Genomic DNA, 17,241 nt, shown 5'->3' with positions numbered 1-17,241 from the left:
CCGTGAGCACCGAGACGACCACCTGCTGCATCGCCGGCGGCGGCCCCGCGGGCATGGTGCTGGGCCTGCTCCTCGCGATGCAGGGCGTCGACGTCGTGGTCCTGGAGAAGCACACCGACTTCCTGCGCGACTTCCGCGGCGACACCGTCCACCCGTCGACGCTGCGGCTGCTCGACGAGCTGGGCCTGGCCGAGGCGTTCCTGCGGTTGCCGCACCAGGAGGTCCCGCGGATCGGGGTCACCACCGACGCGGGCACCTTCGCCGTCGCCGACTTCACCCGGCTGCCGGGCCGCTTCCCGTTCCTCACGTTCGTGCCGCAGTGGGACTTCCTGGACTTCCTCGCCGACGAGGGGCGCGACCTGCCCACCTTCTCCCTGCGGATGGGCACCGAGGCGGTCGGTCTGGTCCACGAGGACGGCCGGGTCGTCGGCGTCCGGTACCGGACGCGCCAGGGCGCCGAGGGGGAGGTCCGCGCCGCGCTCACCGTGTCCGCCGACGGCCGCAACTCCCGGCTGCGCGCCGAGACCGGGCTGCGGCTGCGGGACTTCGGCGCGCCGATCGACGTGCTGTGGTTCCGGCTGCCCAAGGTGCCGGGGGACAGCGGCCCGTCGTTCGGGGGGATGGGCCGGATCTCGCGCGGCCGCCTGGTGGTGATGATCGACCGGGGGAACTACTGGCAGACCGCCTTCGTGCTGCCCAAGGACGGCTTCGCCGCGCTCTGCGACGCCGGGATCGATGCCTTCCGCGCCGAGCTCGGCCGGCTGCTGCCCGCGATGGCCGGCGCGGTGGCGACCCTGCACGACTGGGACCACGTCAGCGTGCTCTCCGTGCGGGTGGACCGGCTCACCCGGTGGCACCGGCCCGGCCTGCTGGTCATCGGCGACGCCGCGCACGCGATGTCGCCGATCGGCGGGGTCGGCATCAACCTCGCCGTGCAGGACGCCGCGGCCGCCGCGCGGCTGCTCGCCGGCCGGTTCGGGGACGGCGGCCCGAGCCCCGCCCGGCTGGCCCTGGTGCGGCTGCGCCGGCTGCTGCCGACGGCGCTGGTGCAGCTGGGGCAGCGGCAGATCCAGCGGCGGGTCCTCGCCCGTGTCCTGAGCGGGGACCTCGTCGTCGGCGCGCCCCGCGTGCTGCGGCTGCTGCAGCGGTTCCCCGCGCTGCAGGGCATCCCGGCGCGCGTCATCGGCCTGGGCGTCCTCCCCGAGCACGCGCCCCGGTCCCTGCGCCGCCGCCCGGCCGCGGCCCCGCTGGCCCGCACCGGCTGAGCGGGGCGGTCAGCGGTCCAGGTGCGCCCGGATCGCGGCGACGACCATCCGGTGGTCCTCGAGCTGGGGCAGCCCGGAGACGGCGACCGCGCCGACCGGCCCCACCGACCGCACGAGCACCGGGAAGGCGCCGCCGTGGGCCGCGTAGCGCCGCGGGTCCAGGCCGAACTCCTCCTCGAACGTGGTGCCCCGCTCCGCCGAGGCCTGCCGGACGTACAGGCTGCTGTGCCCGAAGCGGTGCACCACGCGCAGCTTGCGCGCGATCCAGGAGTCGTTGTCCGGGGTCGCGCCGGTCAGGGCCGCCGAGAACAGCCGGTGGCCGTTGCGCTCGACGGCGATCGCGACCGGCGCGCCCTGGGCGCGGGCGACCGCGACCAGCGCCGACCCCAGGTCCCACGCGTCCTCGTTGGTGAAGCCGGTGAACTGCAGGTCCTGCTCCTCGGCGGCGAGCTCGGCGAGGGAGGGGAAGGGGTCGGCCATGGGTCCTTCCTACCGGCCGCAGCCGATCCGGGTCCCGCGCGTTCCCGGCCCGGAGCGCGGGTACCGGTGCGGCCGACCCGAGGACAGGGGGCTGCCATGTCGATCGCCGAGCGCCTCGACCGGTTCCAGCGGCGGCACCACTGGGCCGGGTTCCCGATCGCCGTGACCTACAAGTTCCTCGACGACGACGGCCACTTCCTGGCCGCCCTCGTCACCTACTACGGCTTCCTCGCGCTGTTCCCGATGCTGCTGCTGCTCTCGACGGTGCTCGGGCTGCTGCTCAGCGACAACCCCGAGCTGCAGCAGCGGCTGCTGGACTCGGCGCTCGCCGAGTTCCCGGTCATCGGGCCGCAACTGGGCACGCCCGAGCGCCTCGGCGGCGGCGTCGTCCCGTTCGTCGTCGGCGGGCTGGTCGCCCTCTACGGGGCCCTCGGCCTCGGGCAGGCGATCCAGCACACGATGAACACCGCCTGGGCGGTGCCGCGGCACAGCCGGCCGGACCCGATCACCGCGCGGGGCCGCAGCCTGCTGCTGCTGGGCACGCTCGGCCTCCTCGTGCTGGCCAGCACGGTGCTGTCGGCGGTGGGCACCGGTGCGGCCGCGTCCGGCGCCTTCAGTGCCGGGCTGGAGGTGCTGGTGGCGATCGGGTCGGTGCTGGCCAACGCGGCGGTGTTCGTGCTGGGCTTCCGGCTGACCACCGCCCGCCGGCTCACCGTCAGGCAGGTGCTGCCGGGCGCAGTGGCGGCCGCGGTGGCCTGGCAGCTGCTGCAGTCCTTCGGCGGGGTCTACGTGGCCCGGGTGGTGGCCAACGCCAGCACCCTCGACGCGGTCTTCGCCCTCGTCCTGGGCCTCATGGCCTTCATGTACCTGGCGGCGGTGGTGCTGGTCGTCTGCGTGGAGGTCAACGTCGTGCGCGTCGACCACCTCTACCCCCGGGCGCTGCTCACGCCGTTCACCGACGACGTCGAGCTGACCCGGGGCGACGAGCGGGTCTACGCCGAGTCGGCCCGCGCCCAGCGCGCCGTCCGGTCCCAGCGCGTCGACGTCTCCTTCGAGGACCCGCAGCGCCCGGCCGCCCCCGACCCCGGCGACGACGCCTGAGCGCGACCGTGCCCGGGTAGGACAGCGCCGCACGCCGAGTGGCGGCGTCGGGACGTCGGCGGAGCGGGGGACGCGGTGGCGGACCAGGGAGTGCTCGGGCGGGTGCGGCGCGCGCTGAGCGGTCCCGGCGGTGTCCGCCGGCCGGAGCTGCGGACCGGGGACGAGCGATCGGCCTCCCGGCTGGAGCTGTTCTTCGACCTGGCCTTCGTCCTCGTGGTGGCGGAGCTGGCCACGGCGCTGCGTGAGGACGTCACCTGGTCCGGCATCGCGGTGTTCGCGGGGTTGTTCACCACGGTGTGGTGGTCGTGGGTCAGCGCGACCCTCTACGCCAACCGGTTCGACCACGACGACGTCGTGTACCGGCTCTACAAGCTCGGCAGCATGGCCGCCGTCATCGGGTTGGCCGCGTCGGCCACCGAGGCCACCGGCGAGCGGTTCGCGGTGTTCGTCGCCTGCCAGCTCGTCCTGCGGGCGCTGCTCCTGCTGCAGTACCACCGCGCGTACCGGCACGTCGAGGCCGCCCGGCCGGTCGCCCGGCTCTACCTCGCCGGCGCCGCCGCCGGCGCGGCGCTGTGGGCCCTGTCGCTGGTGGTCCCGCGGCCGGCCGGCTTCGCGCTGTGGGCGGCCGCCGTCCTGGCTGAGGCGCTCGTGCCGCTGCTGGCCACCCGGTCGTCGGCCGACGTCCCGCTGCACGTGGAGCACCTGCCCGAGCGGTTCGCGCTGTTCGTCATCCTCGTGCTCGGCGAGTCGGTGGCCGGGGTCGCCCACGGGGTCTACGACGCGGGGTGGTCGGGCGCGGCGCTGCCGGTGGCGCTGCTGTCCTTCGTGCTCGCCGCCGGGCTGTGGTGGTCCTGGTTCGACCTGGCGGGCGCGCGCGCCAAGCGGCTGCTGGACGAGGTCGGCGGCGAGCACAGCGACCACGCCCACGACGTCTACGTCTTCGGGCAGCTGCCGCTGACCCTCGCCCTGGCCACCGTGGGTGCCGGGATCGAGCTGGCCGTCGTGGAGGGCGGCCGGGGCGACGTCCCGGTCGGGACCCGGCTGCTGCTGGCCGGCGGGGTCGCCGTGTACCTGGTGACGATGACCGTCACCGACGCCGGGATGTCCCGCCGGGCCCGGCGCGGCTGGTGGTGGCCGCTGGCCGCCGCGGTGGTCGCGGCCCTGGACGTCGCGCTGGACCTCCCGGCCCTCGCCGTCGTCGGCGCGCTGGCCGCCCTCGTGGTCGCCGTCGTGGTGGTGGGCACGGTGGAGCGGGCCAGCGGGCGGCTCCCGGTGGCGCCCGCCTGACCCGGGGGAGGCCTCGTGGGGCAGGCCTCGTGGAGCAGGCCTCGTGGAGCGGGCCTCGTGGAGCAGGCCTCGTGGAGCGGGCCTTGTGGCGGCGGCCGCCGCGGCGGGACGATCCGGTGGACGGGCACGCTCCCGCGAGGAGGGCGAGGGATGGACCGAGACCAGGACCCCGGCGGCGACTACGGCTACGACATGGCCCACGAGGCCGCGACCGGTGGTCCGCCGCCCGAGGAACCGGCATCGCCGCGGCGTCGCGAACCCTCCCCGCCCGCCCACGCGCCCGAGCTGGGCACCGACCTCGCCTACGACGAGAGCCACGACTTCTGACCGGCTCAGGCCGGCGGCCGGTGGGGATAGGTTGCCTCCCGTGCCCGCCTCGGAGCAGGACCCGTCCGGACAGCCGCCGTCGGTGCGGCCGCTCGAGAGCTCGATCCGCACCGACCTGACCGGGGCGATGACCTACGCCGGGTACCTGGACCTGGAGCGCCTGCTGGCGGCGCAGCACCCGCGCAGCCGCCCCGAGCACCACGACGAGCTGCTGTTCATCGTCCAGCACCAGACCAGCGAGCTGTGGCTGAAGCTGGTGCTGCACGAGCTGCGCGCGGCCTGCCGGTACCTGGCCGAGGACGCGCTGGCCCCGGCGCTGAAGTGCCTGGCGCGGGTCAAGCACGTCCAGCGGACGCTCATCGAGCAGTGGTCGGTGCTGGCCACGCTGACCCCGCGCGAGTACGCCCAGTTCCGCGGCGCCCTGGGCAGCGCGTCGGGGTTCCAGTCCGCGCAGTACCGCGCCGTGGAGTTCGTCCTCGGCAACAAGGACCCCGCGGTGCTGGCCGTCTTCGGCGGCGACCCCGCGGCCCGGTCCCAGCTCGCCGAGCTGCTGGAGAGCCCGTCGCTCTACGACGAGTTCCTCCGCCACCTGGCCCGGCTGGGCCTCGACGTGCCGGCGGCGGTGCTGGAGCGCGACGTCCGGCAGCCGTGGGCCTACCGGCCGGAGCTGCTCCCGCTGTTCCGGCGGGTCTACGAGTCCGAGGACACCCCGTGGGGTGTCTACGAGGCCTGCGAGAGCCTGGTCGACATCGAGGACAACGTGCAGTTGTGGCGGTTCCGCCACCTGCGCACCGTCCAGCGCACGATCGGGACCAAGACCGGCACCGGCGGCTCGTCCGGCGTCGGTTTCCTGCGCCGGGCGCTGGAGCTGACCTTCTTCCCGGAGCTCTACGCCGTCCGGACCGAGATCGGCACCTGAGCCGGCGTCAGCGGACGCCGGCGCCGGTCAGGGTCAGGGCCGCCTGGGCCGCCCGCGCCGTGGCCGCCGGAGCCGGCGCCGGGGCCGGCGCGGCGAACGGCGTCTCCTGCTCGCAGACGGTGTCCTCGGCGGGCAGCGTGCCGGCCACGAAGTAGGAGTCGGTGGCCGAGTCGATGCAGGACGAGTTGCCGCCGTAGACCCCGTGCCCGTCGCCGTCCATGGTCAGCAGGACGGCGTTGCCCAGCTGCTCGGTGAGCGCGACGGCGCCCTCGTACGGCGTGGCCGGGTCGTTGGTGCCCTGGACGACCAGCACCGGGGCGGCGTCGGGCGAGGCCACGAACGGGCCGGCGAAGACGTCCTCGTCCTGACGCGGCCACAGCCCCCAGGCGACCTCGGCGAGCGCGCCGTTGCCGTAGAAGTGCGGGAACTCGACCCACTCGTCGGCGAACCGCTCCAGGTAGGAGTCGATGTCCGTCGGCCACTGCTGCTCGCCGGCGCTGATGGTGAAGAAGCGGTCGCCGCTGGGGTCCCCCTCCGGGGAGACCACCAGGTCGACCAGCGCCCGGACCACCGATCCGTCCCCGGCCTCGGCCTGGGCGAGCGCCGCGGCCAGCAGGCCCCACAGCCGCTTCGCGTACAGCAGGGTCGTGGTGACGTCGCGGATGTCGTCCCCGTCGACGGCCTCGGGGTTCTCGGGGTAGTTGGGCGCCGGGATGGGCGTCTCGTCGGCCTGCGCGAGGAGGTCGTCGTAGGCGGTCGACGGGTCCTCGCCGCCGAAGCCGGAGCAGGCCGCCTGGTCCTCGGCGCAGGCGGCGAGGAACCGGTCGAGGGAGTTCTCGAAGCTGGCCAGCTGGGCGGTGGTGGTGGCGACCGGGTCGTCGATCCACTGCTCGGGGTCGAGCGCGCTGTCGAGGACCATCGCCCGGTACCGGTCGGGGAACAGCGAGGCGTAGGTGGCGCCCAGGAACGTGCCGTAGGAGAAGCCGAGGTAGTTCAGCTGCTCCTCACCGAGGCCCTCCCGGACGACGTCGAGGTCGCGGGCGACGTTGGCCGTCGACAGGTGGTCGAGGATCGCGCCGTTGGTGGCCTGGCAGGCGTCGACGTAGGCCTGGGCCCGGGCGACGACGGCGTCGGGGTCGATGTCCAGCGGGGTCGGGTACGGCGGCGTCCAGGGGCGGTCGGCCTCGGCCACCTGGCAGTCGACGGCGGGGGTGCTCTGCCCGACGCCGCGCGGGTCGACCGCCACGATGTCGAAGCGCTGGTTCAGGGCGGCGAAGATGCCCGGGCCCCCGCCCTGCAGGTAGTCGACGGCCGGCCCGCCGGGGCCGCCGAAGTTGTAGAACAGCGAGCCGATCCGCTGCGCCGGGTCGGTGGCCGGCACCCGCGCGACGGCGAGCTGGACCTGCTCGCCGTCGGGCTCGTCGTAGTCCATCGGGGCGGGCACGGTGGTGCACTCGACGCCGGACGCGGTGGCCTCCGGCGTGAGGCCGCACGCGGCCCAGGTGAGAGGGGCGGCGAGCGCGGCCGGGGCGGCGGTGCCGTCGTCGGCCTGCGCGGCCGCGGGGGCGGAGCCGACCACCAGCGCGGCCAGCGCGCCGACGGCGAGGGGGGAACGACGACTCGTCATGCGGGACACCGGCCCTCGGGAACGGGGCGCTCCGCGAGAGCACCCGCCTGCACGGTCGCGTGGATTGAACCGCGCACGGCCCGGCCCCCGCTTGCGGGAAGCCGGAGTTCCGGAAACGCCCCGAGCGTGCCGTCACCCTCCGGCCTGGAGCGGTCACCAGCTCCCGGCGTGGCGGTGGGTTGACGACGCGCCCGAGATGCTCGTCACCCGCTGCGGCTGCGATTGCGCCCGACCCCGTACCGCAGGATGCTGCCCCCGTACCGAAGCCGGAGCAGGCGGCGTCGTCGGCGCTGACGACTCCGGCCCTGGAACGAGGCGGCCCGCCCCCTGCTCCGAGGAGGACTCCGGTGACGGCGACCCAAGCACGCACGGCGAAGACCGGCGAGAAGCTGCAGGGCCGCGTGGCCTTCGTGACCGGCGGCACCCGGGGCATCGGCGCGGCGATCTGCCGCAGCCTGGCCGCCCAGGGCGCCGACGTCGCGGCCGGCTACAGCGGCAACACCGAGCGGGCGGAGATGTTCGCCCAGGACTTCGCCGGGGCCTTCCCGGACAGCCACATGAGCGTCCACCGCGGCGACATCGGCAACCCCGACGACTGCCGCCGCACCATCGACGAGGTCATCGAGCGGCACGGCCGGCTCGACATCCTGGTGAACAACGCCGGGATCACCGCCGACCGGACGGTCATGAAGATGACCGACGACGACTGGCGGCGGGTCATCGACGTCAACCTGTCCGGGGCGTTCTACCTGTCCCAGGCGGCGCTCAAGCACATGCTCGAGCGCGGCAGCGGGCGGATCGTGATGATCTCCTCGGTCATCGGCGAGACGGGTGGCATCGGGCAGGTCAACTACGCGGCGGCCAAGTCCGGCCTGTTCGGCCTCACCAAGACCCTCGCCAGGGAGGCTGCGATGCAGCTGCAGCGCTCCGGCCGCGCCGACGGGATCGGTGTCACCGTCAACGCCGTCACCCCGGGCTACATCGCCACCGAGATGCTCGAGACGGTCCCCGAGAAGGTGCTCGACGGCCTGAAGGCCAAGATCCCGCTCGGCCGGCTCGGGCAGCCGGAGGAGATCGCCCGCGTCGTCCACTTCCTGTCCGCCGACGGGTCCGGCTACATCACCGGGCAGGTCTGGGCCGTCAACGGCGGCCTGGACATGTAGACCGACCGCCGACCCCGCAGGGCACCACCTAGACACAGGAGAGGGCTCGGGTGTTCAACCGCATCGCCGTGGTCAACCGGGGGGAGCCGGCCGTCCGGCTCATCCGCGCCGTCCGGGAGCTGGACGCCGAACACGGTTCGCGGACCTGCGTCATCGCACTGCACACCGAGGCCGAGCGGCGGGCGACGTTCGTGCGCGCCGCCGACGAGGCCGTGCAGCTGCGGGAGACGGGAAGCGGGTCCCCGTACCTCGACCACGACGAGCTCGCCCGGGCCCTGCGGGTCAGCCGCGCCGACGCCGCCTGGGTCGGGTGGGGGTTCGTGGCCGAGGACCCGGCCTTCGCCGAGCTGTGTGCCGACCTCGGCGTCGTCTTCATCGGCCCGCCGCCGGAGGCGATGCGGCTGCTCGGCGCGAAGATCGAGGCCAAGGTCCTCGCCGAGAAGGCCGGCGTCCCCGTCGCGCCGTGGAGCCGCGGCCCGGTCGAGGGCCTCGAGGACGGGCGCCGGCACGCCGACGCGATCGGCTACCCGCTGATCGTCAAGGCGCGCAGCGGCGGCGGGGGCCGCGGCATCCGCGTCGTCCGCTCCGACGCCGACCTCGCCGAGGCGCTCGAGCGGACCCGGGTCGAGGCGGAGCGCACCTTCGGCGACCCGATCGTGTTCATGGAGCGGCTGGTCGAGGGCGGCCGGCACGTCGAGGTGCAGGTCATCGCCGACAAGCACGGCACGGTGTGGGCACCGGGCGTCCGGGACTGCTCGGTGCAGCGGCGCAACCAGAAGATCATCGAGGAGTCCAGCTCCCCGGCGCTGGGCCCCGGGCAGGACACCGCCCTGCGCGAGGCGGCGATCGCGTTGGTCAAGGCGGCCGGCTACGTCGGCGCCGGCACGGTGGAGTTCCTGTACCAGCCCGAGGAGCAGCTCACCACGTTCCTCGAGGTGAACACCCGGCTGCAGGTCGAGCACCCGGTGACCGAGCTGACCACCGGCCTGGACCTGGTGAAGCTGCAGCTGCACGTCGCCGCCGGCGGCCGCCTCGACGGGCGGCCGCCCGAGGCCTTCGGGCACGCCATCGAGGCACGGCTGAACGCCGAGGACGCCGAGCAGGGGTTCGCTCCCGCGCCCGGCCGGGTCGAGCTGATGCGCCTGGCCGCCGGCCCCGGCGTCCGCGTCGACACCGGGATGAGCGTCGGCGACGTCATCCCGCCGCAGTACGACTCCATGATCGCCAAGGTGATCGCGTGGGGCCGGGACCGGCCCGAGGCGCTGGCCCGGCTGCGCTGCGCCCTGCGGGAGACCACCGTCGTCCTGCGCGGCGGGACGACGACCAAGTCCTTCCTGCTCGACCTGCTCGACCGGCCCGAGGTCGTGGCCGGCACCGCCGACACCGGCTGGCTGGACCGCACCGGCCTCGGCGGCGGGCCCCGGCCGGTGGGCAACGCGTGGGTGGCGCTGGTCCAGGTCGCCGTCGACCTGGCCGAGGCCGAGGAGGCGCGGGAGCGGCTGGCCTTCCTCGCCTCCGCCCGCGGCGGCCGCCCGCGCGCCCCGCACGAGGTCGGGCGCACCTTCGAGCTCGGCTACCAGGGGCAGGTCTACCGGCCCACGGTCGCCACGGTCGACCGCGGCCGCTACCGGGTGGACCTCGACGGCGCGGTCGTCGACGTCGAGGTCGACCGGCTCGGCCCGCTGGAGAGCCGGCTCACCGCGGCCGGCAGGCGGTTCTCGGTGGTGGCCGTGGAGGGCCCCGGCTCCGCCCTGGTCGAGGTCGACGGGGAGACCCACCGGATCGGCCGGGACGTCGGCGGGGTGGTGCGCGCGCCGGCCCCGGCGGTCGTCGTCGCCATCCGCGCGGGGGTGGGGGAGGAGGTCGAGGCCGGCCAGGCGATCGTCGTCCTGGAGAGCATGAAGATGGAGACGGCGGTGCGCGCGCCGTTCGCCGGGCGGGTGCGCGAGGTGCGCGCCGCGGTGAACGCCCAGGTGGACGCCGGCGCCCCGCTGCTGAGCCTCGAGCGGACCGGCGGCGAGGTGGAAGAGGCCACCGGCGAGCGCGTGGTGCTGCCCACCCGGGCGGAGGCCCCCGGCGGCGAGCCGCGCGAGCGGGCGCGAGCCCTGCTGCGCGCACTGCGGGCGCTGATCACCGGCTACGACGTCAGCGCCGCCCACGCCCGGCAGCTGGTGGCCGGGTACGGCGAGGCCCGCGACGCGCTGCCGATGGACGACGACGAGCTGCTGCACGGTGAGCTCGCCCTCCTCACCACCTTCGCCGACCTCGCCGAGCTGTCCCGCAACCGGCCGGCCAGCGAGGAGGAGGAGGCCGACACCCAGGTCCACAGCCCTCGCGAGTACTTCCACGCCTACCTGCACTCGCTGGACGTGGCGCGGGAGGGGCTGCCTGACAGCTTCCAGGACCGCCTGCGCCGGGCGCTGCTGCACTACGACGTGGACGACCTCGAGCCGACGCCCGCCCTGCAGGAGGCGGTGCACCGCATCTTCCTGGCCCAGCAGCGCGTCGCCGAGCAGCTGCCCGCCGTGCAGGCCCTGCTCGACCGCTGGCTGCGGGCCGGCCGCATCCCCGACGGCGACTCGCGTGCCGAGGTCGGGGAGGTGCTCGACCGGCTGGTCGTCGCCACCCAGCTGCGCTACCCGTCGGTGGGCGACCTGGCCCGCGCCGTCCGCTACCGGTACTTCGAGGAGCCGGTCGTCCAGGCGGCCCGGCAGGAGGTCCTGGACTCGGCCGCCCGGCTGCTCGACGAGCTCGACGAGGCCGCGGCGCGGGGCGACACGGGCGAGACCATGCGGCGGATGGAGGCGCTGGTCGCCAGCCCCGAGCCGCTGATCCGGCTGCTCGCCCGGCGGTTCGACCGGCCGACCGCGGTGCCCGACCCGGTCCTGGAGGTGCTCACCCGGCGCTACTACCGCAGCCGCAACCTCGAGGGCGTGCGCTCGACCCTGCTCGACGGGCGCACCTCGGTGTGGGCCGACTACGACCTCCAGGGCTCCCGGCTGCACCTGGTCGCGCTCATGGCGGAGATGGCCGACCTGCCGGCCGCCCTGTCGTCGCTGGCCGGTGCGCTGGCCGACGTCCCGGACCCCAGCCAGCTGGTCGTCGACCTCTACGTCTCCTGGCCGGACCGGCCCGACGACGACGAGGCGGTCGCCGAGCGGGTGCACGAGCTGGTCGCCGCGGTCCCGGCGCTGCACACCGGGCGCCGGGTGACGGTGACCGTGTGCACCCCCGCCGGCGAGGTCGAGACGGTGACCTTCCGCCGGTCCCCGGACGGCGGCGCGCCGGCCGAGGAGCGGATCATCCGGGGCCTGCACCCGCTGACCGCGCAGCGGTTCCAGATCTGGCGGCTCAAGGAGTTCGACGGCGAGCGCGTCCCGTCGGCCGAGGACACCTACCTGCTGCACGTCTTCGGCAAGGAGAACCCGACCGACGAGCGCTTCATCGCGATGGCCGAGGTGCGCGACCTGACCCCGGTGCGCGACGAGTCCGGCCAGGTCGTCGGCTTCCCGACGGTGGAGCGGCAGCTGACCTCCTGCCTGGACAGCCTGCGGCGGGCCCAGTCGCGGCGGCGCTCGCGGCGGCCGCTGGAGCACAACCGCGTCTACCTCTACGCCTGGCCGTCGATCGAGGTGCCGCTGGCCGAGGTGGCCGCGTTCGCCCGCAACTCCGCGCCGGTGACCGTCGGCGCCGGCCTGGACCAGATCGTGCTGCTGGCCCGCCTGCAGGAGGAGGAGGGACGCCCGCCGCGGGACGTGGCGCTGCGGTTCGCCTACCGGCCGGGCACCGGCGTGCGCATGGAGGTCACCGAGCGCCCGACCGAGCCCATGCGCCCACTCGACGCCTACACCGAGAAGGTGCTCAGCTCCCGGGCCCGCGGCGCGGTCTACCCCTACGAACTCAGCGGCCTGCTCGCCGGCCGGGACGGCTCCTGGGTCGAGCACGACCTCGACGAGAACGGCCGGCTGGTCCCGGTGGAGCGCCCGCCCGGCCAGAACCGGGCCGGGCTCGTCGTCGGCCTGATCAGCACCCCCACCCGCCGGTACCCGGAGGGCATGACGCGGGTGCTGCTGATGGGCGACCCGACCAAGCAGCTGGGCACCGTCTCCGAGCCCGAGTGCGCGCGAGTGGTCGCCGCCCTGGACCTGGCCGAGGAGCGCGGGCTGCCGGTCGAGTGGTTCGCGCTCTCCTCCGGTGCGCGCATCTCCATGGACAGCGGCACCGAGAACATGGACTGGGTGTCCCGGGCGCTGCGCCGGATCATCGAGTTCACCCAGGCCGGCGGCGAGATCAACGTCGTCGTCGCGGGGATCAACGTCGGCGCCCAGCCGTACTGGAACGCCGAGGCCACCATGCTCATGCACACCAAGGGCATCCTGGTCATGACCCCGGACAGCGCGATGGTGCTCACCGGCAAGCACTCGCTGGACTACTCCGGCGGCGTCTCGGCCGAGGACAACTTCGGCATCGGCGGCTACGACCGCGTCATGGGTCCCAACGGGCAGGCGCAGTACTGGGCGCCGAACCTGACCGCCGCGGTCGACGTGCTCTACCAGCACTACGAGTACGCCTACCACGCGCCGGGCGAGCGCTGGGCCCGGCCGGTGGAGACCACCGACCCGCGCGACCGCGACGTGCGCGCCTTCCCGCACTCGCACCCGTCGAGCGAGTTCACCACCGTCGGCGACGTCTTCTCGGCCGAGACCAACCCCGAGCGCAAGAAGGCCTTCGACATCCGCACGGTGATGCGGGCGGTCACCGACGCCGACCACCCGGTCCTGGAGCGATGGGCGGGCATGGCCGAGGCCGACACCTCCGTCGTCCTCGACGCCTACCTCGGCGGCCACCCGGTCACCGTCCTGGGCATCGAGTCCCGGCCGATCCCCCGGCGCGGGGCCTACCCGGCCGACGGCCCCGACCAGTGGACCGCCGGGACGCTGTTCCCGCGTTCGTCGAAGAAGACCGCCCGCGCGATCAACGCCGCCAGCGGCAACCGGCCCCTGGTGGTGCTGGCCAACCTCTCCGGCTTCGACGGCTCCCCGGAGTCCCTGCGCAACTGGCAGCTGGAGTTCGGCGCCGAGATCGGCCGGGCGATCGTCAACTTCGACGGCCCGATCGTCTTCTGCGTCGTCTCCCGCTACCACGGCGGCGCCTACGTCGTGTTCTCCGGCGTCCTCAACGAGAACATGGAGGTGTTCGCCGTCGAGGGGTCCTATGCCTCGGTGCTCGGCGGCGCCCCGGCCGCCGCGGTCGTGTTCACGCGTGAGGTGGACAAGCGGACCGCCGCCGATCCGCGGGTGCGCGAGCTCGAGGCGGCGATCACGTCGGCCGACGCCGTCGAGCAGGCCCGTCTGCGCGCCGAGCTGGCCGGCGTCCGCAGCGCGGTGCGCTCGGAGAAGCTCGGCGAGGTCGCCGCCGAGTTCGAGTCGGTGCACGACATCGAGCGCGCCCGCCGCGTGGGCTCGGTGCACGCGATCATCCCCGCCGCCGAGCTGCGGCCCCGCCTCATCGCCGCCGTGGAGCGGGGCATGGAACGCGCGAACCAGAGCTGAACGGCCCCGTCCGACAGAGAGGACCCCCATGAACGCCTTCGTCCTGAACCGGCACGGCCGGATGGTCTTCCCCTCGAACGTCATGCCCGAGCTGGACCTGTCGACCGTGGACACGCTGGAGCAGCTCGACAGCGTCATCCGGCGGGACTTCGAGACGAAGGCCCCGAGCGGCACCGAGATCATGGAACGGGTCCGGACCGGGGGCTACGGCGACCGGTACGAGCTCATGCGCGACGTCGCGCTCAACCTGTTCTGGGCCAACCGCTTCTCGATCACCATGTACGACAAGCGGCCGACCCGCTGGGCCGACGTCCCCCGGACCCGCGCCGACGTGTTCCTGCCGGTGCTCCAGCCGTGGGAGGACGGCGAGGAGAAGGTGCGCGCCGTCGAGGAGGCCTACCCGTCGCTGCCGGCGAAGTGGGACGACGCCTGCGAGGACCGGATCTTCGGCATCCTCTTCGACGTCTTCGCCAACCGGAAGCACCACGCGACCACGCTGCCGGCGATCAAGCCGACCGTCAGCGAGTTCCTCGAGCAGTCGGGCAACCTCACCTTCCGGCTGCCCAACTACGACCCCGACTACCCGGTCTACGACTACGACGACATCCTCGACGTCGACGAGGACGTGCCCGAGCTCGAGGCGCTGCACCGGTGGGCGATGGTGCTGCACAACCAGTACCCGTGGGAGCGCGCGCAGCTGGAGCTGGCCGAGGCCGGTCAGCTCAAGGACGACGACTACGTGGTCGCCTTCCACCCGCGGGACAAGGAGGTGCGGGCGTTCCTGCGCCGGCTGCGCACCCCCGCCCCCGCCCGGTCGGTGGCGCCGCCGCGGGAGTCGCGGCCGCCGGTGCGGCCCTACCCGGCGATCGACGTGCGCGCCGCGTTCCGGGTGATGCCGCGCCTGGAGGCGATGGCGGCCGTGCACGGCGACCAGGTCTGCAGCAACGACGACCTGATCCGCAACACCGCCTACAACTGGTCGCCGATGAGCGCCGAGGAGATCTCCGCCAAGACCGGGATCGAGGAGCGCCGGTACAGCTCCCTGCCGCTGGAGGACCTCGCGCTGCAGGCGGCCGAGGCGGCGCTGGCCAAGGCCGGGCGCGAGCCCGAGGAGATCGGCGGCGTGCTGGTCTGCACCTGCACGAGCTCGCGGCTGATCCCGTCGCTGGCGACCTACCTGTGCGGCCAGCTCGGGATGCACCAGGTGTACGCCGCGTACGACCTCATCGCGGCCTGCGCGGGGATGCCCTACGGCCTGGCCGAGGCGGCCCGCATCCTGCAGGAGGTCGAGCGGCCGGTGCTGGTCGTCTGCGTCGAGAAGTTCTCCGACAAGATCGGCAACGTCCGCACCTCGCGGATGATCTTCGGGGACGGCGCGGCGGCGATGGTGGTGGGCCCGGCGCCAGAGGGCGCGGCACCGGACTTCGACTTCATGAAGACCTACGCCAGCGGGCCGGCCAGCGAGGTCAACTCGATCCTGTGGCCCAACCCCGAGTTCGACAACAACATCACCGTGTTCGGGCCGCAGGTGAAGGCGCTGGCCGGCCGCTACCTGTCGCAGATGATCGAGGAGCTCGGGCAGCTGCCGCACCCGGACGGCGGGGAGGGCACCCTGCTCGACAGCATCGACCTGATCGTGCCGCACCAGGCGAACAAGACGATGGTGATCCAGCTGGCCGAGCGGGCCGGGCTCACCGCCGACCAGCTCTACTTCAACATCGAGAAGGTGGGCAACACGTCGTCGGCGAGCATCCCGCTGGCCATCCACGACGCGGTCCGGGACGGCGTGATCACCGAGCCGCTGCGCGTCTTCGCCCCCGGCTTCGGGGCGGGCGCGGTCGCCGGCTACGCGGTCATGCGGGTCGACCCCGCCGTCGTCGCCGTCCAGGGGCCGTCGGTCCCGCACGAGGCCGGCAGCGAGACCCCGGCCCCGGCGCAGGGTGGGGCGACGCAGGGGTCCGACGAGGTGCAGCAGGCCTTCGGCTGACCCAGCGCGGCACGGGTGGGGTGGGCACGCCATGACCGGTCGGGTCCCCGAGGGCGACACCGCCGACAACGAACTGCTGCTGGAGGGCCACCGGGACGGGCACCCCGTCACGCCCTACCGGGCGCTGTGGGCCGTCCTGCTGCTGGGCTGGGTGGTCAGCTACGCCGACCGGACGGTCACCGGCCCGGTGATCGCCTGGATGATCCAGACGGAGTCCGGGTTCATCGGCGACGCGAGCAACCCGGCGACGATCGGCGGCCTGGTCGGCTCGATGTTCTTCCTGGGCTACATGCTGACCCAGTACCCCGGCGGGCGGCTGGGGGACCGGTACGGGCACCGGGAGATGATCGTGGTCTCCCTCGTGACCGCCGCCGTCCTCACGGTCGTCTCCGGGCTGGTGACCGGCCTGGTCGCGTTCGTCGCCGCCCGCGTGCTGACCGGCCTCGGTGAGGGGGTCTTCTACTCCAACGACCGCACGCTGATCATCAACCACACCCCGGTCGCCCAGCGCACCCTGGGCCTGGGCGTGGTGATCACCGGCCTGTCGATCGGCCTGACCCTGGGCATCATCCTCACCCCGGTCCTCATCGACTGGGGCGGCTCCCTGGGCATGGGCGACGACGCCTGGCGGATGCCGTTCTTCGTCTTCGCCGCCGCCACCTTCGTGGTCGTCACGACGGCCTTCGCGTTCTTCCGGGCGAGGCTGGGCGGGGCGATGCGGCTCGGCGCGCCGTTCGTGCGGCTGGTGCTGTTCTCCGCGCCGACGTTCGTCGTCATCGTGGCCCTGTTCCTGCTGGCGGAGACCTTCGACTGGCCCGAGTGGCTGACCGCGGCCATCGCCTCGGTCATCGCGCTGCTCTACATCGCCGTCATCGTGCGGGGCGTCCAACGGTCCGGCCGCGGGGCGGCGCTGCTCGGGCGCGACATGTGGCTGATCTACGTCGCCTACATCGCCATCCTGTGGAACCTGTGGTTCTTCAGCTTCTGGTCGGTGCAGATCGTCCGGGAGGCCGCGCAGAGCAGCCTGATCGCCGCGGCCCTGACGGCGGCCTTCAACGCCGGGGCGGGGATCCTGGGCTTCCCGGTGGGCGGGTGGCTGGCCGACCGGGCCGTCCGCGCCGGCCGCGGGCGCAAGCCGCTGGCGCTGGTGTGCACCGCCGTCTACTCGGTGCTCGTCCTGGTCTTCGGCTGGAGCATCTCCGGCGGGCGGGAGCCGTCCCTGGTCCTGCTGGGCCTGCTGCTCTTCTCCTCCGGCGTCTTCTTCAACGCGCTGCAGCCGATCGTGCAGGGCATGACCGGCGACATGGTGCCGGCCGGCGAGCGCGGGGCGGCCTTCGGGATGCTCAACCTGGTCTCGGAGATCGGCGCGGTGCTCAGCCCGGTGGTGAGCGGGATCCTGCGCGATGCGACCGGCAGCTGGGCCGCCGGGGTGTACGTCGCGGCCGGGATCATGATCGTCAGCTTCTTCCTGTACGCGCTGGTGCGGGAGCGGCCCACGCACCACGAGGACCCGATCCCGGCCTGACCGCCCTT

The 17,241-nt window shown here is 74.0% G+C and carries 11 protein-coding genes; 9 read left to right on the top strand and 2 right to left on the bottom strand.

Annotation, left to right across the window (positions count from 1 at the left end; genetic code table 11):
* The first annotated feature begins 2 nt into the window (after positions 1–2).
* Positions 3–1,265, top strand: a complete 1,263-nt coding sequence (locus tag ACI789_RS17000) for an FAD-dependent oxidoreductase (protein ID WP_457010550.1) — start codon at positions 3–5, stop codon at positions 1,263–1,265.
* 9 nt (positions 1,266–1,274) lie between these two features.
* On the opposite strand, the gene ACI789_RS16995 is transcribed toward ACI789_RS17000, so the two are convergent.
* Positions 1,275–1,745 carry a heme-degrading domain-containing protein gene (locus ACI789_RS16995; RefSeq protein ID WP_457010549.1) on the bottom strand — a complete coding sequence of 157 codons (471 nt, stop codon included), beginning with the start codon at positions 1,743–1,745 and terminating at the stop codon, positions 1,275–1,277.
* 96 nt (positions 1,746–1,841) lie between these two features.
* On the opposite strand from ACI789_RS16995, the gene ACI789_RS16990 reads away from it, so the two are divergent.
* The 4 genes from ACI789_RS16990 (at position 1,842) to ACI789_RS16975 (ending at position 5,379) form a co-directional block, all read left to right on the top strand.
* A complete protein-coding gene (locus ACI789_RS16990) occupies positions 1,842–2,846 on the top strand; it encodes a YihY/virulence factor BrkB family protein (protein WP_457010548.1) in 1,005 nt (334 codons plus the stop codon).
* A gap of 75 nt (positions 2,847–2,921) precedes the next feature.
* Positions 2,922–4,133, top strand: a complete 1,212-nt coding sequence (locus ACI789_RS16985; RefSeq protein ID WP_457010547.1) for a low temperature requirement protein A — start codon at positions 2,922–2,924, stop codon at positions 4,131–4,133.
* Between the two features lie 150 nt (positions 4,134–4,283).
* Positions 4,284–4,460 (top strand): hypothetical protein, encoded by a 177-nt coding sequence (locus tag ACI789_RS16980; protein ID WP_457010546.1) that lies wholly within the window; start codon positions 4,284–4,286, stop codon positions 4,458–4,460.
* 40 nt (positions 4,461–4,500) lie between these two features.
* On the top strand, positions 4,501–5,379 hold the full coding sequence (locus ACI789_RS16975; protein ID WP_457010545.1) for a tryptophan 2,3-dioxygenase: 879 nt from the start codon (positions 4,501–4,503) through the stop codon (positions 5,377–5,379).
* Positions 5,380–5,386: 7 nt separating this feature from the next.
* Here ACI789_RS16975 and ACI789_RS16970 read toward each other — a convergent pair whose 3' ends face one another.
* Positions 5,387–7,006 (bottom strand): alpha/beta hydrolase, encoded by a 1,620-nt coding sequence (locus tag ACI789_RS16970; protein WP_457010544.1) that lies wholly within the window; start codon positions 7,004–7,006, stop codon positions 5,387–5,389.
* Positions 7,007–7,353: 347 nt separating this feature from the next.
* On the opposite strand from ACI789_RS16970, the gene ACI789_RS16965 reads away from it, so the two are divergent.
* The 4 genes from ACI789_RS16965 to ACI789_RS16950 are packed head-to-tail and all read left to right on the top strand — an operon-like array spanning position 7,354 to position 17,233.
* Complete coding sequence (locus ACI789_RS16965; protein WP_457010543.1) at positions 7,354–8,169, top strand: 3-oxoacyl-ACP reductase family protein; 816 nt, start codon at positions 7,354–7,356, stop codon at positions 8,167–8,169.
* A 50-nt stretch (positions 8,170–8,219) separates the two neighbouring features.
* A complete protein-coding gene (locus tag ACI789_RS16960) occupies positions 8,220–13,721 on the top strand; it encodes an ATP-binding protein (protein WP_457010542.1) in 5,502 nt (1,833 codons plus the stop codon).
* Between the two features lie 28 nt (positions 13,722–13,749).
* Positions 13,750–15,708, top strand: a complete 1,959-nt coding sequence (locus ACI789_RS16955) for a 3-oxoacyl-ACP synthase III family protein (RefSeq protein WP_457010541.1) — start codon at positions 13,750–13,752, stop codon at positions 15,706–15,708.
* Positions 15,709–15,739: 31 nt separating this feature from the next.
* Positions 15,740–17,233 carry an MFS transporter gene (locus ACI789_RS16950; protein WP_457010540.1) on the top strand — a complete coding sequence of 498 codons (1,494 nt, stop codon included), beginning with the start codon at positions 15,740–15,742 and terminating at the stop codon, positions 17,231–17,233.
* The last annotated feature ends 8 nt before the right edge of the window (positions 17,234–17,241 follow it).

The sequence above is a fragment of the Geodermatophilus sp. SYSU D00965 genome (assembly GCF_054050075.1).
This window is presented reverse-complemented; position numbering and strand designations above follow the sequence as displayed.